Origin of the sequence: Streptomyces sp. NBC_00986 (assembly GCF_045162565.1) — a bacterium.
Lineage (GTDB): Bacteria > Actinomycetota > Actinomycetes > Streptomycetales > Streptomycetaceae > Streptomyces.
Genome location: NZ_CP108733.1, coordinates 936,363 through 961,521, shown reverse-complemented (window position 1 = coordinate 961,521; position 25,159 = coordinate 936,363). Strand labels below are relative to the sequence as shown.

General features: G+C 67.7%; 25 protein-coding genes and 2 pseudogenes. 12 read left to right on the top strand and 15 right to left on the bottom strand.

Annotated elements, in window-relative coordinates:
• The first annotated feature begins 63 nt into the window (after nucleotides 1-63).
• A complete protein-coding gene (locus tag OG504_RS04245; protein ID WP_405988456.1) occupies nucleotides 64-1,413 on the top strand; it encodes an ABC transporter substrate-binding protein in 1,350 nt (449 codons plus the stop codon).
• A gap of 67 nt (nucleotides 1,414-1,480) precedes the next feature.
• Nucleotides 1,481-3,664, top strand: a complete 2,184-nt coding sequence (locus OG504_RS04240; protein ID WP_405988455.1) for an alpha-galactosidase — start codon at nucleotides 1,481-1,483, stop codon at nucleotides 3,662-3,664.
• 12 nt (nucleotides 3,665-3,676) lie between these two features.
• Here the strand turns inward: OG504_RS04240 and OG504_RS04235 are convergent, their stop codons facing one another.
• Nucleotides 3,677-4,957, bottom strand: a complete 1,281-nt coding sequence (locus OG504_RS04235) for a cytochrome P450 (RefSeq protein WP_405988454.1) — start codon at nucleotides 4,955-4,957, stop codon at nucleotides 3,677-3,679.
• Between the two features lie 190 nt (nucleotides 4,958-5,147).
• On the opposite strand from OG504_RS04235, the gene OG504_RS04230 reads away from it, so the two are divergent.
• A complete protein-coding gene (locus tag OG504_RS04230) occupies nucleotides 5,148-5,552 on the top strand; it encodes a tautomerase family protein (RefSeq protein WP_405988453.1) in 405 nt (134 codons plus the stop codon).
• 48 nt (nucleotides 5,553-5,600) lie between these two features.
• On the opposite strand, the gene wrbA is transcribed toward OG504_RS04230, so the two are convergent.
• Nucleotides 5,601-6,203: an NAD(P)H:quinone oxidoreductase gene (gene wrbA / locus OG504_RS04225; protein ID WP_405988452.1), complete on the bottom strand. Its 603-nt coding sequence runs from the start codon at nucleotides 6,201-6,203 to the stop codon at nucleotides 5,601-5,603.
• 154 nt (nucleotides 6,204-6,357) lie between these two features.
• Between wrbA and OG504_RS04220 the strand changes: the two genes are divergently transcribed.
• The 3 genes from OG504_RS04220 to OG504_RS04210 all read left to right on the top strand — a co-directional run bounded on the left by OG504_RS04220 (nucleotide 6,358) and on the right by OG504_RS04210 (nucleotide 8,247).
• The gene (locus OG504_RS04220; RefSeq protein WP_405988451.1) at nucleotides 6,358-6,843 is read left to right on the top strand and encodes a MarR family winged helix-turn-helix transcriptional regulator; all 486 of its coding nucleotides are present in this window, start codon (nucleotides 6,358-6,360) and stop codon (nucleotides 6,841-6,843) included.
• Between the two features lie 74 nt (nucleotides 6,844-6,917).
• Nucleotides 6,918-7,709, top strand: coding sequence for an acetoacetate decarboxylase family protein (locus OG504_RS04215; protein ID WP_405988450.1), 792 nt, complete (start codon nucleotides 6,918-6,920; stop codon nucleotides 7,707-7,709).
• Between the two features lie 82 nt (nucleotides 7,710-7,791).
• Nucleotides 7,792-8,247: a MarR family winged helix-turn-helix transcriptional regulator gene (locus tag OG504_RS04210; RefSeq protein ID WP_405988449.1), complete on the top strand. Its 456-nt coding sequence runs from the start codon at nucleotides 7,792-7,794 to the stop codon at nucleotides 8,245-8,247.
• 93 nt (nucleotides 8,248-8,340) lie between these two features.
• Here the strand turns inward: OG504_RS04210 and OG504_RS04205 are convergent, their stop codons facing one another.
• The 5 genes and pseudogenes from OG504_RS04205 to OG504_RS04185 all read right to left on the bottom strand — a co-directional run bounded on the left by OG504_RS04205 (nucleotide 8,341) and on the right by OG504_RS04185 (nucleotide 12,431).
• Nucleotides 8,341-9,429 carry a GMC family oxidoreductase gene (locus tag OG504_RS04205; protein ID WP_405996247.1) on the bottom strand — a complete coding sequence of 363 codons (1,089 nt, stop codon included), beginning with the start codon at nucleotides 9,427-9,429 and terminating at the stop codon, nucleotides 8,341-8,343.
• Between the two features lie 104 nt (nucleotides 9,430-9,533).
• Nucleotides 9,534-9,686 carry a hypothetical protein gene (locus OG504_RS04200; RefSeq protein ID WP_405996246.1) on the bottom strand — a complete coding sequence of 51 codons (153 nt, stop codon included), beginning with the start codon at nucleotides 9,684-9,686 and terminating at the stop codon, nucleotides 9,534-9,536.
• A gap of 852 nt (nucleotides 9,687-10,538) precedes the next feature.
• Nucleotides 10,539-11,323, bottom strand: a pseudogene (locus OG504_RS04195) (transposase family protein); the annotation flags it as partial.
• Nucleotides 11,324-11,598: 275 nt separating this feature from the next.
• Nucleotides 11,599-11,913: a hypothetical protein gene (locus OG504_RS04190; protein WP_405988448.1), complete on the bottom strand. Its 315-nt coding sequence runs from the start codon at nucleotides 11,911-11,913 to the stop codon at nucleotides 11,599-11,601.
• 8 nt (nucleotides 11,914-11,921) lie between these two features.
• Nucleotides 11,922-12,431 carry a SigE family RNA polymerase sigma factor gene (locus OG504_RS04185; protein WP_405988447.1) on the bottom strand — a complete coding sequence of 170 codons (510 nt, stop codon included), beginning with the start codon at nucleotides 12,429-12,431 and terminating at the stop codon, nucleotides 11,922-11,924.
• 236 nt (nucleotides 12,432-12,667) lie between these two features.
• Here OG504_RS04185 and OG504_RS04180 point away from each other — a divergent pair, with 236 nt between their 5' ends.
• Together OG504_RS04180 and OG504_RS04175 are read left to right on the top strand one after the other, a co-directional pair.
• Entirely contained in the window at nucleotides 12,668-12,973 is a 306-nt protein-coding gene (locus OG504_RS04180; RefSeq protein WP_405988446.1) for a hypothetical protein, read from the top strand.
• A gap of 345 nt (nucleotides 12,974-13,318) precedes the next feature.
• Nucleotides 13,319-14,154 (top strand): annotated as a pseudogene (locus OG504_RS04175) (transposase family protein).
• A 248-nt stretch (nucleotides 14,155-14,402) separates the two neighbouring features.
• On the opposite strand, the gene OG504_RS04170 reads toward OG504_RS04175, so the two are convergent.
• Both OG504_RS04170 and OG504_RS04165 read right to left on the bottom strand, forming a co-directional pair.
• Nucleotides 14,403-15,839 (bottom strand): tyrosine-type recombinase/integrase, encoded by a 1,437-nt coding sequence (locus tag OG504_RS04170; RefSeq protein WP_405988445.1) that lies wholly within the window; start codon nucleotides 15,837-15,839, stop codon nucleotides 14,403-14,405.
• Between the two features lie 114 nt (nucleotides 15,840-15,953).
• Nucleotides 15,954-16,220 carry a helix-turn-helix transcriptional regulator gene (locus OG504_RS04165; RefSeq protein WP_405988444.1) on the bottom strand — a complete coding sequence of 89 codons (267 nt, stop codon included), beginning with the start codon at nucleotides 16,218-16,220 and terminating at the stop codon, nucleotides 15,954-15,956.
• 316 nt (nucleotides 16,221-16,536) lie between these two features.
• On the opposite strand from OG504_RS04165, the gene OG504_RS04160 reads away from it, so the two are divergent.
• Both OG504_RS04160 and OG504_RS04155 read left to right on the top strand, forming a co-directional pair.
• A complete protein-coding gene (locus OG504_RS04160; protein ID WP_405988443.1) occupies nucleotides 16,537-17,085 on the top strand; it encodes an ATP-binding protein in 549 nt (182 codons plus the stop codon).
• An 84-nt stretch (nucleotides 17,086-17,169) separates the two neighbouring features.
• Entirely contained in the window at nucleotides 17,170-17,778 is a 609-nt protein-coding gene (locus tag OG504_RS04155; RefSeq protein ID WP_405988442.1) for a hypothetical protein, read from the top strand.
• 147 nt (nucleotides 17,779-17,925) lie between these two features.
• Here the strand turns inward: OG504_RS04155 and OG504_RS04150 are convergent, their stop codons facing one another.
• The 5 genes from OG504_RS04150 to OG504_RS04130 form a co-directional block, all read right to left on the bottom strand.
• The gene (locus tag OG504_RS04150) at nucleotides 17,926-18,759 is read right to left on the bottom strand and encodes an aminoglycoside phosphotransferase (protein ID WP_405988441.1); all 834 of its coding nucleotides are present in this window, start codon (nucleotides 18,757-18,759) and stop codon (nucleotides 17,926-17,928) included.
• Nucleotides 18,759-19,592, bottom strand: a complete 834-nt coding sequence (locus OG504_RS04145; protein ID WP_405988440.1) for an aldo/keto reductase — start codon at nucleotides 19,590-19,592, stop codon at nucleotides 18,759-18,761. Before OG504_RS04145 ends, OG504_RS04150 begins: the two co-directional genes overlap by 1 nt.
• On the bottom strand, nucleotides 19,526-20,716 hold the full coding sequence (locus tag OG504_RS04140; RefSeq protein WP_405988439.1) for a JmjC domain-containing protein: 1,191 nt from the start codon (nucleotides 20,714-20,716) through the stop codon (nucleotides 19,526-19,528). The genes OG504_RS04145 and OG504_RS04140 overlap by 67 nt, the downstream gene beginning before the upstream one ends.
• A 9-nt stretch (nucleotides 20,717-20,725) precedes the next feature.
• Nucleotides 20,726-20,920, bottom strand: a complete 195-nt coding sequence (locus OG504_RS04135; protein WP_405988438.1) for a hypothetical protein — start codon at nucleotides 20,918-20,920, stop codon at nucleotides 20,726-20,728.
• Between the two features lie 332 nt (nucleotides 20,921-21,252).
• Nucleotides 21,253-21,570 carry a helix-turn-helix domain-containing protein gene (locus OG504_RS04130; RefSeq protein WP_405988437.1) on the bottom strand — a complete coding sequence of 106 codons (318 nt, stop codon included), beginning with the start codon at nucleotides 21,568-21,570 and terminating at the stop codon, nucleotides 21,253-21,255.
• 314 nt (nucleotides 21,571-21,884) lie between these two features.
• Here OG504_RS04130 and OG504_RS04125 point away from each other — a divergent pair, with 314 nt between their 5' ends.
• Nucleotides 21,885-23,348: a carph-isopro domain-containing protein gene (locus tag OG504_RS04125; protein WP_405988436.1), complete on the top strand. Its 1,464-nt coding sequence runs from the start codon at nucleotides 21,885-21,887 to the stop codon at nucleotides 23,346-23,348.
• Nucleotides 23,345-24,307 (top strand): FAD-dependent oxidoreductase, encoded by a 963-nt coding sequence (locus tag OG504_RS04120; RefSeq protein ID WP_405988435.1) that lies wholly within the window; start codon nucleotides 23,345-23,347, stop codon nucleotides 24,305-24,307. The genes OG504_RS04125 and OG504_RS04120 overlap by 4 nt, the downstream gene beginning before the upstream one ends.
• Before the next feature lie 26 nt (nucleotides 24,308-24,333).
• On the opposite strand, the gene OG504_RS04115 is transcribed toward OG504_RS04120, so the two are convergent.
• Nucleotides 24,334-25,107, bottom strand: a complete 774-nt coding sequence (locus tag OG504_RS04115) for a phosphotransferase family protein (RefSeq protein WP_405988434.1) — start codon at nucleotides 25,105-25,107, stop codon at nucleotides 24,334-24,336.
• Between the last annotated feature and the right edge of the window lie 52 nt (nucleotides 25,108-25,159).

Below are 25,159 nucleotides of genomic sequence, written 5' to 3'. Positions count from 1 at the left end.
AGCACCCGGCGAAAGCCCCTCGTGACCGGCGAAAGCCCCCAGCGACCAGCGAAAGAAGGAACCATGAGAGTTCGCAAGGCCGTGGCACTCGGAGCCGCGCTCACTCTGACGGCCCTCGTGTCCGCCTGCTCCTCCAACTCCAGCAGCAGCTCCGGCTCTTCGACCCTGAACTGGTGGACCTGGGACGACAAACAGGCGGCCGCGTACAAGGTCTGCGCCACGGACTTCGAGAAGGCCAACCCGGGTGTCACGGTGAAGATCTCCCAGTACGGCGTCACCGACTACTTCACCAAGCTCACCGCCGGCTTCGTCGCAGGCAAGGCTCCCGACGCGTTCCAGAACAGCGTCCAGTTCTTCCCGCAGTACGCCGACCAGCACCAACTCCTGTCGCTGGACGACTACATCAAGAAGGACAAGTTCGACCTGTCGAGCTTCTCCGTCGGCGTCGACTCCTGGAAGTACACCGACGGCCACCAGTACGGCCTGCCCCTGGACTGGGCCGCCACCGGCCTCTACTACAACACCGACATGCTCACCAAGGCCGGCTACACCACCAAGGATGTCCAGAACCTCAACTGGAACCCCGACAACGGCGGCACGATCGGCAAGATGATCGCCCACCTGACCGTCGACTCGAAGGGCCGACGCGGCGACCAGCCGGGATTCGACAAGGCGAACATCAAGACGTACGGCTTCGGTCAGCTGGCCGCCAAGGACTTTCTGGGCCAGACGACTTGGAGCTCCTTCGTCTCCACGACGGGCTGGCGACTCGGCAACAAGGCCAACTGGCCGACCCAGTTGAACTACAACGACCCACGCCTGGTGAAGACCATGGACTGGATCCGCACGCTGGTGGCGAAGGGATACGCCCCCAAGATCGGTACCTTCACCAACACCGTGTCCGACGTCGACCTGCTCTCCTCGGGCAAGGTCGCGATGGAGACCGGCGGTTCGTGGACGGCGTCCACCTTCGCCAAGATCCCCGACATCAAGGTCGGCATCGCCCCCACGGTCCTCGGTCCCGACAACAAGACCCGTGCCGTCTTCAGCAACTCCAACGGCAACACCATCTGGGCGGGCACCAAGAACCCGGACCTGGCCTGGAAGTGGGTCTCCTACATGGGCTCCCAGGCCTGTCAGACCAAGGCGTCGGCGACCGGCACCTTCTTCCCGTCCATCCCCGCCTCGATGGACGCCTCCGCCAAGGCCCTCAAGGCACAGGGCGTCGACCTCTCGGTCTTCACCGACATGCTCAAGAACAAGGAGCTCTACCCGTCACCGGACTTCCGCAACGGCGCGGCCCTGCAGGACGCGATCGAGCCGCTGATCGAGGGCTACTTCGGCGGACAGAAGAACGACAGCGTCTTCGCCGACATGCAGTCCAAGACCAAGAGCATCCTCACCCAGAAGTAACAGCCGTCTCCCCGGCGGGACATGGCCCTTACGGCGCGTCCCGCCGCCCTCCCCGAAAAGAGACTGCATGCCCGCGACCCCCTCGCGCATCGTCAACCTGCGCGCGGCCGGAACCTGCCTCGCCGTGGAACTCACCGAACCGGTGCCCCGCGTCCTGCACTGGGGAGCCGACCTGGGCGACCTCAGCCCCGACGACCTGACCGCCCTGAGCCTGACCGCCGAACCCGCGATCCTCAACAACGCCCCCGACATCCCACGCCGCTTCACCGTCTGGCCCACCGAGGCCGACGGCTGGTCCGGCACCCCGGCCCACCACGGCCACCAGGCAGGCACCGCCACCGCACCCCGCCCTACCCTCACCGGGTCCACCCACCACACCAACCCCGACGGCGGCGGCGTACTCGAACTGCACCTCACCGACGCGGCATCCGCACTGGACATCACCCTCACCTACACCCTCGACCCCTACGGCATCCTCACCACCGACGCCGTCATCTCCCGCGCGGACAGCGCGGATTCGACGCCCTACGACCTCGCCGGCGCCCTCACCCTGCTGCCTCTCCCGCGCCGGGCCACCGAGATCCTGGACTTCACCGGCAAGTGGAGCCGCGAACGCTCCCCGCAACGTCACGCGCTGCACCACGGCGCCCATGTGCGCGACGTACGACGCGGAAAGCCCGGTGTCGACTCGCCGCACCTCCTGACGGTGGGCGTACCCGGCTTCGGATTCGGCACCGGCGAGGTGTGGGCCGTCCACGTCGCCTGGAGCGGCGACCAGCGTTACCTCGTCGAGCAACTCCCGGAAGGGGCAGGCGTCCACGCCTCCGCGCTCGGCGGTGGCGAACTCCTCCGCGCGGGCGAGATCCGCCTGGCACCCGGCGACACCTACCGCACTCCCCGCTGCCACTTCGCCTGGTCGCCGGACGGCCTGGACGGCATCGCCGACCGCTTCCACCGCCACCTGCGCGCACGACCCCAACACCCGCGCGGCTCCCGTCCCTTGGTGCTCAACAGCTGGGAAGGCGTCTACTTCGACCACGACCTCGACCGGCTGCGCGCCCTGGCAGAGCGGGCCGCCGCCGTGGGAGTCGAGCGGTTCGTGCTCGACGACGGCTGGTTCAGCGGGCGTCGCGCCGACACCGCGGGCCTCGGCGACTGGCTCGCCGACCCGACCGTCTGGCCCGACGGACTAAGCCCGCTCGCCGACCATGTCCGGTCGCTGGGCATGGACTTCGGGCTCTGGGTGGAGCCCGAGATGGTCAACCTCGACTCCCACCTGGCCCGCACCCACCCCGACTGGATCCTCGGTCCCGCCGCCGGCCTCGGCCCGACCGCCCGCCATCAGCACGTCCTGGACCTCTCCCGCCCCGAGGTCTTCGACTACCTGCTGAAGTCACTGGACGCGCTCGTCGGAAGCTACGAGATCGCCTTCCTCAAGTGGGACCACAACCGCGAACTCCTCGAAGCCGTAGGCACTTTGGGTGACCGGCCCGCAGGCCACGCCCAGGTCGAGGCGCTGTACCGGCTGCTGGACGCGGTCAGGCAGCGGCACCCCGGACTGGAGATCGAGAGCTGCGCGAGCGGCGGCGGTCGCGTCGACCTGGGCGTACTCGACCGCACCGACCGCGTGTGGCCCTCGGACTGCAACGACCCCGTGGAACGCCAGTCGATCCAGAGCTGGACCGTCCAACTCCTCCCGCCCGAACTCGTCGGCACCCACGTCGGCGCCGCCCGCAGCCACACCACCGGACGCGTCACCTCCGACACGTTCCGCCTGATCACCGCGCTCTTCGGCCACGCGGGCATCGAGCAGGATCTCGCCGAGTGCTCGGAGGAGGAGCTGACCAGGCTCACCGCCTGGAGCGCCCTGTACCGGGAACTGCGTCCGCTGCTGCACAGCGGTCGCACGGTGCGTGCCGACCTGGAGGACGAGGCTCGGATACTGCACGGGGTGGTGGCCCACGACGGCTCAAGGGCGCTGTACTCCTGGGCGAGGGTGGCCACTTCACCCGAAGGGCAGTCCGGCCGCACGCGTTTTCCCGGTCTGAGTCCCGACGGCCGCTACCGGCTCCGGGTGCGCACCGAACTCGGACTGCCCTCCTTCCACCAGATCGCATCGCCCGCGTGGTTGACGGCCGCGCAGGAGGACTGGCTCAGCCTGCCGGGCTCGGTGCTGGCCACCGCCGGTCTGCCCATGCCCACCCTCAACCCCGAGCAGGCACTCCTCGTCGAGGTCCGTCGCCAGGACTGAAGTCGCCCTGCATCACTGCGAGTTCGAGCTCCCGGCAACCACGGCCGACACAGGAAGCCGCCGCACCCCGTGCATCAGCAGGCCCGGCGTCCACTCCAAGTCGGCCGCGTCCACGGCCAGTTCCAGACTCTCGACGCGCTCCAGCAGCGCGGTGATCGCGACCGTGGCCTCCATCCTGGCCAACGGCGCTCCCAGGCAGTGGTGGACGCCGTGTCCGAAGGCGACATGGCCGGCCGGGCGTCCGAGGCGGAAGGAGTCCGGTTCCTCGAAACGGGCCGGGTCCCGGTCGGCCGCGGCGAGGGACACCAGCAGCATGTCGCCCCGGCGCACCGGCACTTCACCCACCCGCATGTCCTCGGTGGCGAAGCGCTCGGTCGCCGTGAGCACCGGTCCGTCCAGGCGGAGGAACTCCTCCACCGCCGCGGCCACGAGGGAGGGATCGGCCTGCAACGCCTTGAGCAGGTCCGGCTGTTGGGCGAGTCCGAGGAGCACGGCCCCGATGAGGTTGGCGGTCGTCTCGTACCCGGCGATCAGAAGGAGGAAGGCCATGCCGACCAACTCCGGGTCGGTGAGCCGGTCCTCGACGGTGTCGTTGGCCAGCGCGCTCAGCAGGTCCTGGCCGGGATCGGCCCGCTTGGCCGCGATCAGCTCCGCCAGATACCCGCTCATCCAGACGTACGCCTCCTCCCGGTCACTGCCGGCGACCGGGGACACGATCTGCTCCGATGCCCAGCGGAACCTGTCCCAGTCGTCCAGCGGCACGCCGAGCAGTTCGCAGATCACGGCGATCGGGACGCGGGCGGCGAAACCCTCGGCCAACTCCGGTGTCTCCAGGGCGAGTACGTCGTCCGCGAACCGGCCCGCGAGCTCCTGTGTGCGGGGCCGCAGCGCCTCGATCTGCTGCGGAGTGAAGGCGCGTGTCACCAGTTTGCGGAGGCGGGTGTGCTCGGGTGGGTCCACGGTCAGCATGTAGTCGATCCCGACCTCGTCCCGGACACCGCTCATCAGCCAGCCCGGCTCAAGACCCGCGCGTTCGCTCCGCTTGGACACGCGGGGATCGGTGAGCACTTGGCGTGCCGCGTCGTAGCCCGTGACGAGCAACTGCGGGGGCGCACCGTCCGGTTCGCAGCGGTGGGCGGCTCCGGAGTCCGTCAACTGCCGTAGCACCGCGTGCGGATCCGCCTGGAACGCGGCGCCCTCCAGCACCGCCCGCAGCGGGCCGCCCTTGTCGTCCGGGGTGCTTGTGGTCATCGCGGTCTCCCACCCGAAGTTGTTGCTTTCGTCGGCAAGCATTGCGTCGAGGGGAAAGTGTGTCAAGGCGTGCCGGGTCGGTCGGGGGAGTAGTAACTGCCGTGGAAATCCGGCCGGTTGTCGGTTGCAGTCACGGCCGCCGTCGGATGACGGAAGCCGCGACCACATGGCAGGAGGGAGCGTGATGCCGGTGTCATCCGTTGGACGCGCCCCCGATCCGTGAGGAGCCGACATGCCCGTCTACACCTGCACCGCGGCACAGGGAACCCTGACGCGGGAGTCGAAGGCCTCACTGGCGGCCGAGATCACCCGGATCCATGCGGCGATCAACCATGTACCACCGGCCTACGTCGACGTGATCTTCGCCGAGCCGCCGTCGGAGGACGTCTTCGCCGGCGGGGTGCCGGGGACGCCCCTGATCATCACGGGCTGGGCGCGACGGGGGCATCCGCAGGAGGGCACGACGCGACTGGCGCTGGAGTTGTCCGCGGCGGCCGTACGCATCACCGGAGTTGAGGAGAGCCACGTCATGGTGGTGATCCAGGACAGCCCGGCCCCGTCCGCCGTGGAAGGCGGCCAGGTCCTGCCCGAACCGGGCGATGAGAAGGAGTGGCTGGCGCGCCGGGGCGAAGCCTGAGCGGCACAGATCTGGGCCGCGAAGACCCGGCGCCCGACCACCCTCCCCCTACGCGTCCTTGAACCGCGCGGTGACCGCGGCCACGCGCTTGCCCTGGTACACGGCGGCGGCTCGGGCCGTGTCGTCGACGGGGATCGCGCCCTGGCCGTTGACGTGGCTGGTGCCGTACGGGTTGCCGTCGGCGAACTTCACCGGGTCGGTGTACCCGGGGGTGACGATGATGCCGCCGAAGTGGTGGACGGAGTTGTAGAGGGCGAGCAGCGTGGACTCCTGGCCGCCGTGTGCCGTGGCGGTGGCCGTGAAGCCGCTGTAGATCTTGTCGGCCAGCTTGCCCTGCGCCCACAGCCCGCCGAGCGTGTCGATGAACTGCTTCAGCTGGCTGGCGATGTTGCCGAACCGGGTCGGGCTGCCGAAGACCACGGCGTCGGCCCACTCGATGTCGGCGCCGGTCGCCACCGGGATGTCCTCGGTGGCCGCGGCATGCGCCGACCACGCGTCGTTGGCGGCGATGGCCTCCTCGGGGGCGAGCTCGGACACCCGCAGGAGCCGTACCTCCGCACCCTCCTTGCGGGCGCCCTCCGCCACGGACTCAGCCAGCTCGTGCACGGTGCCGGTCGACGAGTAGTAGATGACTGCGATCTTGGTGGACATCGGAAGTTCCTCTCGTTCGCCGTCGCGCGGAACGGCCCGGCTGGTGCGCCGATGCTTGCTCTGGCAAGTATCTTCACTCGCCTTAAAATGCTTTGTCAAGCAAGTAATGGTTGTGCTTGAGTGTTCCTACGGCCCCGGGATGGAGGGAAGGGGAATGGCTCCCGTACCGGAACCGCTGACCAGCGCGGAGGAACGCCTGTGGCGCTCCCTGCAGAGACTGCTCGTGGCGCTGCCCCGGGCGCTCGACGAGGATCTGCTGCGCTCCACGGGCCTGTCGCTCAGCCAGTACATCGTGCTGATGCAGCTCTCCGAGGCGGACGGTGACCGTATGCGCATGACCGATCTGGCCACCGCCACCGCCCTGTCGGCGAGCCGTGTCACGCGGCTCTTGGAGACGCTCCGGGGGCAGGGTCTGGTCGTCGAGCGGCCGCACGCGACGGTCGCCCGGGGGAGCGTGGCCGTCCTCACGGAAGCCGCTCGGCAACGGCTGGTAGGCGCCTGTCCGGCCCACCTCTCCAGTGCGCGCCGACGTGTCCTGGACCAGCTCGACCCCGCCCTGATGCGGCGGCTGGCCGGGGAGCTGGAGGCGGTGGCCGAGGGCCGCGAGGTGACGTCCGTGTACGGAGAAGCAGTCACATGACCCAAGCCGGGACGGGGTGGCTCGGCGAATCATGGTGCCGTTCCGGATCGACCTTCTGCTGAGGAGGCACCCCCATGCTCCAGGGCTACACCTACCCGCTGTCCCCGCGCGGAGAGGCGAACCTCGCCTCCGCGCCGCCGTGGCACTACGCCGGCGACATCGTCGGCGTGGAGTTCTGGACGGACCCGGCCGCCGCCGAGGCGACACTCCCCGAGGGACTGACCCCGGACCCGGACTCCGACGGGCGCGCGGTGGCGCTGTTCGTCGACTGGCAGTTCTCCGCCGGGCACGACGAGTACCTCGACCCGGTGCGCAGCCAGTACCGCGAGTTCATGGTGCTGGTGGACGCCCACTGGCAGGACGAGCCCGTGTCGTGGTGCCCGTACATCTACGTCGACAACGACCTTGCCCTGGCCCGGGGTTGGGTGCAGGGCTTCCCGAAGAAGCTGGGCTCGGTCCACCAGACCCGCGTCTTCGCGGCGCCCGGCAGCGCGTCGCCCACCCTCGCCGCGGGCGGCCGGTTCGGGGCGTCCCTGTCGGCGGCCGGGCACACCCTCGCGGAGGCCACGGTCACGCTCCAGCAGCCGGCGCCCGACCCGGCCGCGCTGTTCGCGCGGCCCACCGTCAACCTCCGGCACTTCCCGAGCCTGGTCGCCGGCGAGTACGGCAAGCCCGCCGTGCACGAGCTGGTGATGGCCGAGTTCGACGACCGTCGGCTCGCCGACGTGTGGACCGGTACCGGCGACATCACCTTGTTCGCGGCCCGCGGCGAGGAACTGGCGGACCTGGCTCCCGTGCGCACCGGCGCCGGTTTCCGCGCCTCGATGTCCTACAGCGTGACCGACGTACGCCGGCTGGGCGTGTAGCGGGACGCGCGGCGCCCGTGGGATGTCATGGCTTGGGGTTCCTTGCTTGAGGTTCTTTGCTTGAGCACGCTAATCTGCTCGGATGACCGCCGCCGAGGATCCCCTGACCGCGCAGGAAGAGCGTTTCTGGCGTGCCCTGATGCGGGTCATCGTCGCACTGCCGCGTTCGCTGGACGACGATCTGCTGCGGGCGACGGGACTGACGCTCACCGAGTACGTCGTCCTGATGAGCCTTTCCGAGGCCGAGAACCAGGAACTCCGCATGGCGGATCTCGCGGCGGCCACCGCGTTGTCGGCGAGCCGCATCACCCGCGTCGTGGACGCGCTGCAGGGCCGCGGCCAGGTCGTGAAGCGGCGCTACGAGGGCGACGCGCGCGGGAATGTCGCGACCCTCACCCCGGAAGGGCTGAAGCGGCTTGAGGCGGCCTATCCGATACACCTCGCGAGTGCCCGCAAGCGCGTGATGGACCATCTCGACGGCCGGTCGCTGTCGGCCATGGTGCGGCAGTTCGAGACGGTGGTCGGCAAGTTCGACTGAGGTCCGGCGCAGGCGTCGCCGCACTGAACGCGAAAGGTCCCGGACACACTCCTCGTGTCCGGGACCTTCCGCGCGATGCGACGCCGAGCGGCCTCAACTCCCGTACACGCGCCGGGCGATGTGTTCCGCGATCATGATCGTCGTCGCGTTGGTCACCGTCGACGGGACCTCGGGCATGATCGAGGCGTCGACCACCCGCAACCCGGTCAGGCCGTGCACCGCGCCCGACTCGTCGACGACGGCCCGCTCGTCCCCGGGCGCGCCCATCGGTGCCGTCGAGGTCGGGTGGCCGTAGGTCGAGATCCCGGCGGTGATCGCCGCCTCCAACTCCGCGCCGTCGCCCACCGCTTCACCCGGTACGAGCTCGAAGGCCACCGCACCCGCGAACGGCGCAGTGCTCGCCAGCCTGCGGACGAGCCGCACGCCCTCCAGCATGCGGCTTCGGTCCCTGGCCGTCGCGAGATAGTTGTTGTCGATCACCGGTGCGTCGTGCGGATCGCGACTGGCCAGCCGCACCGAACCGCGCGACTCGGGGCGGGTCACGGCGGTGGCGAGGAGGATCGCCCCGCCGGTCGGGCTGAAGGAGCCGTCCGGGAGGTGGGTCGCGACGATGCCGAGGTCCAGCTCGCCGGCCTGTGCCTCGGGCGAGGCCAGCCACAGATGCGCCGCGAAGGCCGACGTCAGGGTCTGGTGCTCGGGCGCGAGGGCGAACAGCGAGTGGAAGAAGGGGTGATCCTGCAGCCGCCGGCCGACCGGGAGATCGGCGACCACGTCGATACCGAGCGCCCGCAGATCCTCGGCCGGACCGACACCGGAGCGCAGCAGGATGGCAGGGCTGCCGTAACTCCCCGCGGAGAGCACCACTTCACCCGCCCGGAAGACCGACCCAGACGCGCTCACGACACCCCGCGCCACACCGCCCTCGACGAGCACCCTGTCGACCGTGACATCACTCAGCACCGTCAGATTGGAGCGGCTGCGTACCTCCGGCGTCAGGTACACCAGCGCGGAGTTCTGGCGCACCCCGTCGACGATGTTCACCGGGTAGCCGCCGGTGCCGTCCTGCCGGGCGCCGTTCAAGTCGTCGTTCCGCCGGAACCCCAGACCCGCCGCGCTGTCCACGAACGCCCGCAGCGAGGAGGTGAGTTGGTCGCACGTCCACTGCCGCGCGGTGGGTGCGATGTCCAGATGTCGCGGAACTCCTCTACGGCGTCTCTGACCTGCACAAACGAGCCCGTCCGAAGATCATCTTGCACGGTCGTTGCACAAGCCGAACCGTGCAGGAGTCACGCGGCCCTCGTGTAGGCGCTCTGGACCGCGATGTGGATCTCGGAACCGGCTCCCGCGATCCGGTGCACGTACTTACGCAGAGTAGACGCAGGATCGGCGTGTCCGAGCCGGTCCGCGAGTGTGTACACGTCCACCCCGCCGTTGATCATCATCGACGCGTAAAGGTGTCGGAGGGCGTGCATCATCATGTCGCGGGACTTCTTCCAGCGCCGTCCCTTCGCGTTGGGGTCAAGGGGCTTGATGAGGCCGGCCGCCGCAGGAGCAGGCTTCCAGCGGTAGGAGTTGAACCAATTCGACTGAATGGCGGTCTTCTCCCGAGTGCAGAAGATCAGCTGCACCGTGACCGGGTTGCCGCCTTTGCTGCCCCACGGTCGGGTCACCTCGACGGGCGGGTACTTCTCCATGTGCTCGCGCAGGGGGATGGCCACGTCGTCGGTCCGTTCGACCCACCGGTCCTTCGGGTCCTCGCCGTCTCCGCCTTTGGGGAGGTCGAATACCAGGAACGAGCCGTCGTGGACTACTTGCCGTTGCACGTGCACCATCGGGCCGTCCGGATGCGCCCGGTCGATGTCTTCTGGTGACAGGCCGAATATTTCTCCTTGACGAAGGCCCAGGCCCAGGCCCAGGCCCAGGCCCAGGCCCAGGCCCAGGCCCAGGCCCAGGCCGCGACCGCAGTCGACGAGTGCCTTGTAGCGATCGGGGAGTTCGGCACGGATCTTCTCGGTGTCCTTCCAAGTCAGGGTCAGCTCTGCCCGGCCGCCACCTCCTCGCTTCGGCTTGGCGTCCTGCACCGATTTGGCGAGGCATGGATTTTTGGGTATCAGGCTGTCGTCCACGGCCAGGTCAAAGACAGCCCGGAGATTGTCGAAGACCAGGCGCAGTGTGGAACTTTCGAGCAGCCGACGACGGTCGTGCAACCAGTCCAGCAAAGGCGACGCGTTCACGTCCGCGCATCTTCCCAACTGCGGTAGGAGTGATGAGCGTTTTCCATCCTCAGGCTGGCTGGTCTGATGGAGACAGAGGACGGCTTGGACGAGGACCGTTGTGCGGGTGGTCGAGCAACGGAGTCTGCGGAGTAGCCGCCAGGACTTGAGGATGGCGACGGCTTGCTCGACGAGGGTCCGGATCTTCGCATGGGATCGGTTGACGGCCTGCTGCCCTGTAGAAAGCGTCTCCCACCGGCGGCGGTAAGGAACACGGACAGTGCCTCCGGCACCCTGGTAGCCCTTGTCGGCCCGGCAGTTGACGCCGGCTTCGGCGAGAGCGTCGACGATGCCGTGCTCGCGGGCTGCACGGATATCGTGGACGGCACCGGGCAGAGCCGACGAGGCCCACAGCAGACGGCCGGAAGGATCTGCGATCACCTGCACGTTCATCCCGTGTTTCTTGTGCTTGCCCGAATGGAAGGGTCGGTCGGCGGCGATCTCCCGCAGCCTTCGGCCGGGAGGTGCCCCCAATCGATCGGCAGCAGTGGCCCGTTCAGCAGGACGAACGCCTTCATCGACGCCGCCCGAACCACCTCGGCGAGCGTCGGGGCGAGGGCGGCCAGGATCTCAACCGCCTCGGTGACGTAGCGGTAGGCAGTGGTGGTGCCGACGCCGAACCCGGCCGCGAGCTGGACATACGGATGACCGTTGCGGAGCTGGGCGAGGGCGGGCAGGGCCTGTCGACCTGCGCTCAGGCGCCGCCATCGGGTGCCTGGACCACGGTGGTGTTCCCGCAGGCGGGCGGAGAGGAACCGGAGGGCAGAACTGGACACGTCCAGCCCGGACGGGTGAACGAGCATATGAAGCCTCTGGCAGAGACTGAATTCTTGGTCGAAAACCCATTCACCAGGAGCTTCACCCCTGTGTTGGGCAAACTGCCGAAGCAGGCTGGAAGCCCTCGTTGACCACCGGTCCGGAGCCCAGCCAAGGTGAGGCCGAAAGCCGCAACGGAGATGATCTTGAGGCTGTGGCGGTCAACTGGTACAGGTCCCGGTCGCGTGCGGAAGCGGAACTCGGAGGCGGTGTGGATCCACCTGGACTCCACAGCCTGATGCCGGGGCGGCCCCGGCGACTGTCAGTCTCCGGAGGGAAGGGGTTCTGCTGCCGTGCGAGCGGGTTCGGGTGTGTGCGGCGTCGGGTGGGCGGTGCTGGCGGGGGCCAGGGGCACCGGAGCGCGTTCGCCGCCCAGCGAGGGCAGGTTGACGGCCACGGCGGCCATGGAGGCCACGACGATCAGTGCGCCGGCGGTGGCGAGCGCAACTCGTCGGCGGCGGATCCGGAAGCCGCCGACGACGGCCGCGTCGACAACGCTGGGTAGCGTGGGCTCCGGATCGGCGCTGAGGACTGCCTGGAAGGCGGCGTGCAGAGCGTCGTTCTCGTGCTCATTCATGGCCGGTTTCACCTCCTGGTCCCTTCACTGTCAAAGCCTTCGACGATCTCTCGTAGCCGGGCGAGCCCGCGGGCGCTCTGGCTCTTCACCGTTCCCGGACTCACCCGCAGTGCGTGCGCGGTCTGCTCTACGGACCAGTCCTCCCAGAATCGCAGGACCAGCACGGCCCGGTAGCGGGGGGCCAGCTCCATCAGGGCTTCTTGCATCATCAATCGCAACTCCGGTGCGCCGGACACGTCCGAGGGAAGATCGGGTGGCTCGCTCACCGGCTCCTCACGCCAGCCTCTCTTGCGCCACTGGTCGATGAAGGTGCGGGTGAGGATGGTGCGAGCGTAGGCATCCGCATTGCCGTCCCGGCTGACCCGTCCCCAGGCCGCGTACAACTTCATCAAAGTCGTCTGGGTCAGGTCCTGTGCCTGGTGCCAGTCACCGCAGAGCAGGTAGGCGCTGCGTCGGAGCTGCGCCTGCCGCGCCTCGGCAAATTCCCGGAACTCTCGTTCCCGGGCGGTGTTCCTCACTCTTTGCCGGCCTCTCCCTTGCGCACCACTCCATCTGTCATACATACGGGGAGCGGCCCTCTGGGGTTGCACGGTGCGGGCAGGAGAATTTTCCCGCCGCACCGTGCAACCTGACCACCGCCCGACTCCGTACCTCTCTCCCGAAAGGGCTTCCACGCACAGGTGGGAGTCCGGCGATCCGAGGAAGAGGCACACCGTTGTCGAAGCACCGCAAGTTCTCGCATAACCGCCGCGCTATGTTCAGCGTGGCCGCCGGAACCGTTCTGGCCGCCGCGGGGATGGTCAGCGTCGCCAGCGCCGCGACCCCGGCCACTCACGCGAACCCGGTCCCGGCCACTCAGGCGGACCCGGTTGCGGCCACCCACGCGGACCCGGTTGCGGCCACCCACGCGGACCCGGTTGCGGCCACCCACGCGGACCCGGTTGCGGCCACCCACGCGGACCCGGTTGCGGCCACCCACGCAAACCCGGTCCACGCCAAGGCTGTCGCCGAACCCCTGTCGTCGCTGAGCGCGGCCGAGCGGGCGAACGCGGTGGGCTGAGCCCCACCCCGAGGAGTACGCACGCCTCCCCGAGAGCCTCGGGCTTTTGCCCGGTGCGGGAGGCGTGCTGCTCCGCACGACCCGCCGTGGACCTCGTTGCCCCTCGGAGGGGTAGCAACGTGCCCTGGGTGAAGATCGGGCGTCCCTGTGGATCGGCGCACTTGGGTGGCAACCGGTCCTACGTCACCTCTACTCCCGCTGCTCTCGCCACGTCTTCGCCTCCTCCACCCGGCCACGTCAGCCTGAGGTTGGAAAAGGCTCGGTGAGCCTCTTTCATCCTGTGCTGGCGGGTGAAATGGGCTGGTCAGTGGCTGTGGTGACGAGGCAGGGCCCCTCGTCGTTGGTGTGGTGATTCCACTCAGCACACCGGCGACCGAAGGGGCCCTGTTGGTTCGGTACTCTGCCACGCTCGACGTCCCGCACGAGCTCGTTGAGCACGTCGCCTGGCTGCTGTACGAGCACCGCCGCGCACGTAACACCCGCCGGGGGAAGCTCCGTTGCTTCGACCAGGCACTGCTCACGTTGGTCCACCCGCGCAAGAACGACACGTTCGCCCAGCTCGGCGCCGGGTTCGCGATATCGCAGGCCACCGCCTGGCGTTACGTGGACGAGGCCCTGGAGGTGCCGGCTTCCTGGGCCCCAGGCCTCCATGAAGCCCTCACCGGCCTCGGTGAGGGCGACCACGTCATCGTTGACGGCACGCTGATCCCCACCGACCGCGTCCGCGCCGACCAGCCGTACTACTCGCAGAAACACAAGAAGCACGGCATGAACGTGCAGGTCATCGCCCGCCCTGACGGCACACCGCGGTGATTCTCCCGCGCGACACCCGGCCGCACCATGACCTGACCTGACCTGACCTGACCTGACCTGACCTGACCTCGGCCCGCGCCCACGGCATCGTCCAGGCCTGCCTGACCCGGCAGATCCTCGTGCCGGCGGACCGCGCCTATCAGGGTGCCGGCGCCACCTTCCGCACCCCCTAGTACCACCGGAGCGAACAGCCCGAGCACTACCAGCAGTTCAACCGCGACCACGCCCGGCTCCGAGCCCCCGGCGAACGCGCCTTCGCCCGGCTCGAGTCCTGGCGCATCATGCGCAGAACACGCTCCTCGACCCGCCGCATCAGCCGCACCGTCCAAGCCATCCACGTGCTATTGACCTGCGACTATTCAGGATGAAAGAGGCTCAATGAGGTGGAGAAGCTCCTCACCGACATGCTCCCCGCACCCGCGGGGATGGTCCCCGGACCGGGCGGTGCGCCTGCTCACGGAAGCGCGCTCCCTGGCCGGATGCACGCTCTACCAGCCTCGGAACCGGTCCCAGGCCATGGACATCCCAGGGAATTTTGAGGGACTTTCCGCCGCGTAAGCAGGAAAGGCCCTGACAGCGCCGAAAGACAAGAACGCGCTGTTCAGGGCCTATACCGTCAACACTCGATGATGTTCACCGCGAGGCCCCCGCGCGCGGTCTCCTTGTACTTCACGTTCATCGAGGCCCCGGATGTGATCAGTTCCTTGACCTGCGGGTTTGGGGTCAGTTTCTTGATCCAACCGGCCAGTAGGGACTTCTCAGGGACAATCGGCGGCTGGGCCTGCCCGAGCCACGAGTTCATGGCGGCCAGCCCGCGCTGACCGGCACCCGGCATGAAGTGAGCGTAGTGGTCGAGCGTGATCTTCGGTGAGGCGTGCCCGAGCCACACGGACAGGCTCACGACCGACTCGCCGGCCTCCAACTGCACGCTGGCGTAGGTGTGCCGCAGGACATGGAACATATCCTCGCGCGGCGCCACGTAGATCGGGCTCCGCCGGATCCGGCCGCCGTCCCGGCGGACCTTCTCGCCCACGGCCTGGATGAGGCCCGCTCCTGCCAGCGCGGGCTTCCAGCTCTTGTCGTTCCACGTTCGGTAGTAGATCCGGTTGCCGTGCGAGGTCGTGAGCACCAACTGTACGGTGATCGGCTTGCGTTGCTTTGTCTCCAGAGCGTTGGTCGGGGGCTCCGGATTCCGCCACGGCAACGTGCATGCGGTGGACGGGAAACGTCGGAAGTGGTCGTGCGCCCGGATGGCGAGGTTGGGAGGCAGCGGCACCGTGCGCGTCTTGCCGCCCTTGGGGAGGCAGAAGTACGGCCGCCCCTTGATGTCCCACCTGAGCTGGCGCCGGATGTGTACGACGCCCGCTTCGAAGTCGAAGTCGTCTTCGGCCAGGCCGAAGGCTTCTCCCTGGCGCAGGCCGAGCCCAAGCCCGAGGTCGACCGCGAACCTGTAGCGCTCTTGGAGGTGGGAGCGGACCGCGTCGACGATGTATCGAGCCCAGGCTTTGGCCTTCTTCTCCGTACGCCGTGGCGGCTTGACGCTTCGGTGGACCTTGACGGGGTTCCGCAGCAGTCGCTGGTCGTCGACCGCGCTGTTGAGGATGGACGACAGGTGGCCCCAGATCACTTCGGCCGTCGTGTCCTCGACCCGGGCGAGCAGTGCTGCCTTGAACGAGCGCAACGCCGAGGCGTCGATGTCCCGGAGGGAGAGGTCGCCCAGGATCGGAATGATGTGGTTCCAGATCCGGCTGTGCATCGGACCCGCGGTTGACGGCTCGTCAGTCCGGCTCGGCCACCAATGGTCGACGATGTAGTCGGCGAGGGATATCTCGCCGTCGCGAGGGTCGACGAACTCGCCGCGCCTCGTGTCGGTCTTCGCAGTGGCGAGCCACTGTTTGGCGTCCTCGCTCGTCTCGAATGAACGGTCCTGCACCCCGGGTATCCCCTTGACCCGGTAACGTTTTCCCGTGCCGTAGAGACTGGTGCGCTCCCGCTTTCCGGTTTGCTTGTCGGGCCGCTTCTTGAGCCAGCGGTCTTCTATGTAACCGGCCAATGTCAGGTCCTTCGGGTGGTGCGTTGGTCATGAGCTGGTTGTTCGTAACGCACTCCGCCTCGGGTTCTTATCCCCGTTGCGGAAGGTTCTTGCAGGAGACTTGGAAGGGCCGTGTTACCTGGCTGCCTTCGAGCGGCGCTGCGGCGGCTGAGACAGCGGATTCAGGGCGGAGTTGGAGCGAGAATCTGCCTGCTCCTGGGCGCGCACCCATGCGTCGAGGGCAGTGATGCGATACATCACGCGCCGTCCCATGCGGAAGCTCGGAGGACCCTGCCGACGATGCCGCCAGACATAAAGGGTGTTCGGGGAGATGCCCAAGTACTCCGCTGCTTTGGGGAGGTTCAGGAAGGCGGTCTCGGATACATGGCTGGCCTGCGACACGGGCGCACTCCTGTCGTGGTGACTGTGGTGACAGGGTGAGGATCCGCAGAAAGAACGACTTGGTGGTGCCGGGATTCTCTGATAGTTGGCACCGTGCAATGGCTGCTGCAGCTCCAGTGAAATTGCGCTGGTTATATCACCGTGGAGATAGGGAGCCGGGCCGTCCAAGGTAGATGGTGGTCGTCCGCCGTTTCCCGGGCTCTTACGACTTCCTGGCTGCCCTGCGTACTGCCTCGTGAAGGCGCTGAAGCGATCCGCTTGCTCTCGGGAAATCGCGCTGACTCCTTGGCCCCTGCCCATCGAGAGGTTCCCAGTTATGCCGCGCCCGCTCGAAGAATCGCCCTACTCCTTCACCGTCCCGGCTCTGGTCAAGGAGGTGCCGGCAGCACGGGACCGTGTCGTGGATCGTGTTCGGGGTCTTGGATTGGACCTGGACGAGGAGCTGATCGGCGACCTGAGACTGCTCACCGGGGAGCTGGTCGCGAACTCGGTCACGCACACGCAGGCGCCATGTGTGGTGTGCGTCCGATGGACCGGAGAGCGACTCCGAATCGAAGTCACCGACGGCGACCCGACTTTGCCGGTACTCACGCAGGCCTTGTCCATGGACGAGCATGGGCGCGGCCTCTTCCTCGTCGCCGCAATGGCAACGGAGTGGGGATCACACCCTTGCGCGGCAGGGAAGAAGACCTGGTTCGAACTGGCGGTACCCGTCTCCGTGGCGGACACCACGACGACGTCCTCGATCAGTGAAGTGGCTGCTGAGCAGGCACTCGTCATTAGTGAAGACAGCGCCCGCCCAGCTCTGGCGGAACCCGTACCTATAGCCGGCGAATATGCACGAGCCGCGCACCAAGCAGCCTGAGATTCTCCGGCGAACTCGCGCTCGGTCACCCAGATCCAGGTTCCCGCCCCCTGATTACCCGACACGTGACATCATCATCTGCCCATGGCTGCACGTAGCCCCGCCCAGCAGCTCGCTGCCCACGTTCGGACCGTCCTCGGCGACGGCCCGTTCCATCCGCCAGGCGGCTGGACGCATATGGGCGCCGTGATCTGCGACGCCAGCTTTCAGGCGCGTCGCAAGTACGAATCGACGATCCGGCCGCGGATACTCCAGCTCCAAGCGGCATGGCCCGACGCCGCGACGGCACGCGGATTCCAGACGCGACTCGCCACGGAAGACCTGGCTGCCACCATGAACTTCAACAGTCCACGCAGGGTCGCAACGGCCCATGGGATCACCGACCTGTTGGTTTCCAACGGGGTCGATACACGAAGCGACCTCCACGCCTGGCTCGACCACGAAGTCGCTCGTAGCGCTCTGCTCGCCGTGAAGGGCGTAGGACCGAAGACCGTGGACTACATCGGAAACCTCGTCGGCCGATCGCAGATCGCCGTGGACGTACACCTGCGCGCCTTCGCCGCGCAGGCCGGTGTCGCTGGACTGAAGTACGAGAACCTGCAAGAGGTGTACGAGGAGACCGCCGCGCTGCTGGGACACGAACCTGGTGGGCTTGAGCACGGTGTCTGGCGGTTCATGTCGCAGCGCGGCTAGCCCATGGGCCGGAGAGCCGGTGGACGGCATCCACTCGATACAGGCGCTTACGACGAAGCCCTGCCCTCCGGCTACGGGGGGAGCCGAAGGACAGGGCGGCTCATCGTCGGACCGGCCGCGGTGCGACTGAGTTCCGACGTCCACTGCCTAGCGCAGGTCGCGAAGCAGGGAAGCAGCGACATCGGCCATGGTGTCGGTCAACGGTGCCTTCCTGCCTGTCCGTTGGAAGGCGCGCTCGACGTTGGCACATAGCAGCAGGCGGGACAGCTTGCCGCTGCGGGTCGACAGGATGGTGGAGAAGAGGGCCTCTACTTGTTCGGCGAGCCGGGGCACGGTCAGGGAGGCGGACCACAGGCAGGCCTCGTCCCATCCGACGGGGCCCATGCCCCAGCTCTCCCAGTCGATGATCGAGAGGCGGGGGCCGCAGAGGTTGGCGTAGCCGAGATCGCCGTGGGCGCAGGCCCAGTCGGTGATCGTGGTGTCGATGTCCGTGCCGTAGACCTCGTGGATGCGGCGGGTCAGGTGGGCCTGGCCCATGGACACGCGGTCCGTGGAGTGCGTCGAGAGGTTCATGAGCGCGGTCCGCAGGTCGGTCCACCACTGCTCGGGTAGTCCAGGATCCGTGGTGATGTCGCTCGTGGGGGAGAGCGCGCCGTCTTCGACGAGCGTCATCTCGTCCGCACGCCACACCACACCGCGGCCTTGGTCGGCCCAGACAGCCGCGGCTGACCATTCGGGGCGAGGTACGCCGTCGATGGCAGCGGCAGCCTCGAAGCCGGTCCAGCCCTGGGTGTCGATCTTCTCTGCGCGTCGCCAGGCGAGCCGGACCCAGGTGGCCGCGTCGGTTCGGAAGCCGGCGGTGCCGTTGTACTTGCTGAAGTGGCCGTCCTCGCGCTTGAGTTGACGTCCGAGCCGCCGCTCGACGTCGTCGAGGACGTCGTCGAGCGGAACGGTCGAGAGGTCATCCAAGGTGGCGTGCACTAGGGGTCCTTCCTGGACGGGGCTCCTGCGCTCACGGTAGCCCGCTCGCGCAGCAGCGCCCGATATGCCGTCACCGTCTCGGTGCTGACCTCAAGGCGCGAGCCGCCGACCGCTTCGGCGAGGTGCTCGATGTCAGAGGTGCCGACGGCCAGACGGCTGACCTCGGGGATCGCGAACGCTGCCGCGACCCCCGTCTGAAGCGTGCTGCCTTGCTGGCCCGGTACGAGGAACGCAGAGGTGTCCACCGTCTGCCATATCGAGTCGTCGGCGTTTCCCGCGAACGGTGCCATCCCCCACAGCTCCGCGATTCCTGCGCGGTCGACGAGTTCGTCCACTGCGTCCAGGATCCCGACCGGGACGGTGAGGCCGGCGCGGACCATCGCCACGTCTGGGCGTGGGATCTCCCAGTCGGCTTCGAGCAGCGGCCGAGGGTCCCAAGTGGAGAGCCCCCAGTTCTTGCAGCGTCCCGCCTCGCGCATCTCCAGAAGTACGGCGCACGCGTCGGCGAAACCGCCGACCGAGGACTCGGGATTGTGCAGGAGCACCGTGTCCGGGATACGGCCGAGTTCCTTCACCGACCGCTCGACCGCGATGCGAAGCCGCGCCGGGTCGAGGTCGTGTCCGTCGGGGAAGTAGCCGACCTTCGTGGAGATGGTGAATTCCGGGAGGAGGTCGTCCGCGATCGCCGCGAGCGTCCGGTGGGAGGTGAAGTGGTGGTAGTTGAAGGCGGTGTCGAGGTCGGTGACACCCTGCTCCAGGGCGACTTCTAGAAGGTGTCGGGTGGGACCAGTCCGGTATAGGCCGAGAGCGATTCGGCGGTCAGCGGTGCGCACAGTCCCTCCAGGATCAGGTGCTCGGCGAGCGTGATGCGGTCTTGGTCGTCGTCGGTGAGGTGTACTGGGTGCCCGGACAGGAGGCTGCGAAGGGCGGGTTCGGCGCGGCCGTGGAAGGTGAGGCGCTTGCCGCCGCCGACCACTTGGACCGTGTCGCCTGCGGGTGTGATGACCGGCTCGAACTCGGTGACGGCAACGGCGTATTGGAGCGGGCCGAACACCGGGATGTGGGGCAGGTGTCGAGCGGGCGGTGTGTTCGCGCGCAGTTCCGTGAGGTAGCGCTCGGGGTCGTACTCGCGGGCGAGTTCGGTCAGTTTCTTGGCGAGCACGTCGCCGTCGACGGTGTTGTCGCTGCGCTCCAGGTCCGTACGGAAGTCCTCGTCGGCGCGCGCGGCGTCGGAAAGGAAGTTGGCCCAGGTCACACCTGTGCGCTTCGTCAGGCCGAAGGTCACGTGGAGGGAGTGGCCGTCGTCGCCGGAGCCGATCCTCGTCGCGGTGTGCCAGAAGCCCCGGGGAATGTGCATGACGTCGCCGGCCCGCATGGTGCCCTTCCAGAGCACCTCATCCGACGGAGTGCGGTTGCGTTCGGCGTCGCGGTACATGGGTGCGGGACGGGAGGGGCCTCGGACCTCCCAGGACTTTTCGCCGGAGAGCTGGACGGCGATCACGTCGTGGTCGTCCCAGTGCAGGTTGAAGCCGTCCGTGTCGCCGACGGCCAAGTAGGCGTTGGCGGAGGCGAGTTCGCCCGACCACCAGCCCAGCGCGCGGCACGCGACCTCCAGCGTCGGATCGAAGGAGTCGACGTGGTCCAGGACCACGGTTCCTCCGTCGTTGAGGAGCCGCCCGAGGGCCGCCATGTCGGCCTGGCTGACGGCCTGCCTGCGCCGGTTGACGTTGGTGGACAGGAAGAGCGAGGGGTGGACCTCGTCTCCCTCGGCGTAGCAGCGCAGTTGGGGGTTGGCGAGGTGGCGGTGCCGGATGGTCTCCAGCAGCCGGTTCGGGGTCATGAGCCGGGTGATCAGGTCTGGGTCGGCGAGGTGCCCGCGAGCGAACGCGGTGCCCACGGGCCCCGGCCCGTCCCAGCCGAACGCCTTCTCGATACCTGTGACGAGCCGGTGCTCCATGGGTTCCTCCTACTCCTTGGGAAGGTTCAGGTCGCGGTTGTCGCCGTCGTCGCCCGCGCTGTTCTGCGAGCTGGTGACGTCGGACCGCTCCGCCTCGCTGCGGTCGTGGGCCACGGCGAGCTGCTCGACGGCGACGAGCAGACCGACGCTGGTCCCTCCGCCTTCCTTCTTCTTGGCTTTCGTGCTCTTCGGGGTTGTGGTCACTCGGCTCTCCTCTCGTTGAGGCCACTCGGCAAGCGAATAGCCTGGGGATCCTGCGGCTGCGGAGGTGCAGCCAATGAGCGGCGGCGCAATTCGGCGCGGTGGGAACCAGAACGGCCCCTCGCGTCCGAGGTGTTTCGGGGGCGACGCTCGTCGGCAATGCGGTACGCCACGATTGCGCTGCACTGACGTGTCTGTGCTGGTGAAGTGACGTGCTTCCGGGCGTAGGCGGCAGAAGCTCGCGGGTTCAACTCTGCTGCTGGTGGCGACACTTCGCACATCACCATCGCGATATCGCTCCAGTGATCCAGCTTGTGAACGCGACCGCGTTTTGCTCAGTGCGAGTCCCGCCCGGAGTGCCCGGTGAGGGGGCGAACCCGAAGCATGGGGCCCGTGAGTTCCGTCGGTACTTGAAGACCTGCGAGCAACTCCACGATCTTGTCGATACTGGTGAGCCTGCGCCGGCCCGACTCCAGCATCGACAGGTAGGGCTGGCTCAGCCCGGTCAGCAGCGCCAGGTCGTCCTGGCGCAGAGAGGTCAGCTCACGCAACCGAAGGCACAATGCCCCGAAGTCGCGTTCGACCAGCGCTTGTTGGGCGAGCGGATCGTCCCAGACCTCTGCTGGAATCCCGGGTACGGCCGCTTCCGGCATCGCTACGCTCCGGCTGCACGTGAAACAGCGAGGGCTGTCGTTGTACCGGTTCAGCCGGCAGCCGCACCCGGCGCACCGGCGAGTGAGGCCTGGAGGCCGCGAGTTGAGGGTTTGTCCGACCAGCACGGACGGCCACTCCTTGCCTTCAGTTGGAAGGTTCGTGTCCCGAAGCTCTAGGACACTGGATTGGTGGGGGTCCCGTGCAGGCCATCCAGCGGTCAACTTGGTCAACTTCTCGGCGTGTTGGTGAGTTGGGCTGAAACGGGGAATGCCCGAGCAGGAGCATGTTTCCCGCACCGAGGGAGGAGGTGGAGATGTCGGAGACGAGCAGCAGGCACAACGCGGTGTTGGCGGAGTGTCTGGATGAGCTCGGGTGGAGTCCCAAGGCTCTGGCCCGAAGGCTGAATCGCGTGCTCGGCGCGGGGAGCGTCGCTGAATCCGCCCCGTACCACTGGCGAGACGCCGGCGGTGTGCCGCGTTCTCCGCTGCCGGCGATGACGGCCCACGTTCTGTCGCAGGAGTTGGGCCGCCCGATATCCGTCGAGTATCTCTGGCAGGGAAAGGCCGTCGACTCGCCGCTGCTGTTGGCCGCGGACGCGAACCTTGATCAGCCATGGAGCGTCAAGGGACTTGATCAGATCGTGGAGGACTGGGTGCTCGGTGGTCTTCTCGACCGCCGCCGGTTCATGGCCATCTCGGGGGCAGGGCTGCTCGCGGCGATCTCGCAGTACCTCGACGGAACGGCAGGGCGAGGCACGTTCACCTCGCGAATTGCCGACGACGGGTCGTCGTCCGATCCCCTTGTCGCACAGGTGGAACAGAACCTGCCGTTGCTGCAACTCCTCGACGACGCGAACGGCGGCGCTCGCCATCTGCCTTACGTAGGAGCCCAGTTCCGGGCCGTCGGCCTGTTGCTCCACGAGGGCGGGCTCTCCGCGGAAGCCACGATCCGGCTGATTCGTGCATTCGCGGAGATCGGCCAACTCGCCGGCTGGATGGCCTTCGACTCCGCCCACCACGGACTCGCCCAGCGGTACTTCGTCACGGCCCTACGAGCCGCGCATCAGGTCAACGACAGACAGCTCTGTGCGCACATCCTCGCGGACATGTCGTTCCAGGCATCCAGCCGACGCCACTCCGCGGACGCGATAGCTCTGGGGGAGGCCGCCCGTCGGTCGAGCGACGGCGGGACCGCGAGCGTCCGAGCATCGGTCCTTTCCCGTCTCGCGCACGGCTACGCGGCTGCCGGTCAGACGGCAGAGTTCGAGCGAGCCAGCGGACTCGCACGCGAGCTGATCGAGACGCGATCGGGAAACGAAGTCGAGCCGCGGTGGATGTACTTCCTCACGCCCAACCACTTGGAGTGCCAGACCGGCTACTCGATGATCAATCTGGGGCGGTCGGCTGTTCATCAAGGGAGCAGGTCGATCGGGCGTGGCTTCGTACGGCGCGGTGAGCAGTTCCTCGAAACCGGGGCGCACTTGGTGAGCAAGGGGGATCCGAGCCAACGAAGAGCCCTGTTCGAGGGAGCCTGGCTCGCCCTGGGCTACAGCACCTCGGGCGAGTTGGAACGGTCCTGCCAGATCGCGAGGACCGCCGTCGCACGGCTGGAAGACGTTCGATCTCCGCGCAGTACGGAACTTCTCCAACAACTGGCGGTGGAGTTGCGTCGTCGCCAGAGAAATGCCCACGTCAAGACGTTCCTTCCCGAGCTGGACGAAGGGCTTCGCGTGCATGCCGGAGCAGCGCCTGGCCGGGCGGATACCGTCGGGGTATGACAGCAGATCAGTCGATCGTCATCATCGGCGCGGGCGTCTCCGGCCTCACCACGGGAGTCTCACTCCTCGAAGCGGGGCTTCCCGTGCGCCTGGTGGCAGAGGAAGTACCAGGTACGACGTCGCTGGCGGCGGGCGCGATGTGGGGGCCGTACCTGGTCGAGCCGCGGGTGCGCGTGCGTCAATGGAGCCTCGCGTCCCTCCGTGTCTTCGAGGCGCTGGCCGAAGATTCCTCGACCGGAGTGCGGATGGTGAGCGGGATCGAGGCCGCTCGTTCCCAAGTGCCGGCGCCCGACTGGAGCGGTCTGCTCCCTGACTTCCGTATCTGCACGCCGGAGGAACTGCCCGCGGGTTTCGCGAGCGGCTACCGGTTCACCGTGCCGCTCATCGACATGCCGGTCTATCTGCAGTACCTGCTGGACCGCTTCCAGCGAGCGGGCGGCGTACTGCAGCACGGGACGATCCGTACGTTGGACGAGGTCGAAGACGCGTCAGTGATCGTCAACTGCGCTGGCCTAGGAGGCGGCGATCTCGCCGGGGACCCTGGCGTCCGACCGATCCGTGGCCAGCACGTGGTGGTGGAGAATCCCGGCATCACGGAGTTCTTCTCCGAAGACACGGGAATGTCACCCGAGCTCCTGTGCATCTATCCGCACGGCGACACCGTCGTACTGGGCGGCACGGCGATCGACGGGGAGGGGGATCTCCGTGACGATCCCGAAGCGGCCCGAGCGATCGTGGAGCGATGCGCCGAGATCGTGCCGGAATTGGCCAAGGCACCCGTCGTCGCACACCGAGTGGGAGCCCGACCTACCCGTGCTGCGGTGCGAGTTGAGGAGGAGCACCGTGACAACGGAATCACTGTGTTCCACAACTACGGCCACGGTGGGAGCGGCGTCACCCTGTCATGGGGCTGCGCTGCCGAGATCACCGACTTGGTCTCGACGGTGCAGGACCGGTGAGGGGAAGGCGACGGCGGCCGAGCAGGTCAGACAGCACGCCACCGGGCGTCGTCATCGTGGTTCCGAATCGTCTCGATGCGGTACGACAACTGCTGCCCGGCAGCTGAGTCTCCATGATCCGCGCGCCGGATATAGGACCCGAGCGTGTGCAGGTCACGGATTTCGCAGAGGACGGGGAGCCCGGGCCACTGCCTTATGTCGTATCCGTACCGGTGGGCGAAGTCGTCGAGTTCTTCGGCGGAGCGTCCAAAACGCACTCCCTGGAACGTATTGGCCAGGTCGATTTCGCGTGGCCCGAACGCGGCTTCGTCCCAGTCACCGAGTCGGACAGCCTCACCGTCCCAGAGAGTATTTCCCGGATACGCATCGCCATGGATGTGTCCGTGGCCCAGCGGGAAGTCGAGCTGCGCGTAGGCGTCCAGGAGTTCTTCCCTACGGCCCGTCAGCCACGATCGTGGGTCTGACGTCAAGTAAGTGCTGGAGTCGACGGTGTTCTTGAACGAGACGAGCGGTTGGTACTTGGGAAGCGCCAACGGCGGCGTCGCCAGGTCGTGCAGAGCGCGGAGCAGGCTGCCCAGGTTTCCTGCAGGTGGTGCACCATTCGGTGGTTGCGGGTAGTGGTGCCAGAACGTCACGACGTACGGCTCGTACGCCACTAGCTGAGGAACGTCCAACGGTTCCGTGGCCGGGAAGTTGCTGTCTACGAGCCAGCGCGTCAGGGACACGGCCGTCTCCAACTGGTGCCACTGGGAGGTCGCGCTGACGCGGACGACGATGCGCTCTTCGGGGAGAAGGAACACGGAGGTGGCATGTTCGTGGAGCCGGACGAGGGATCGGTCTGCCAGGCCTGAC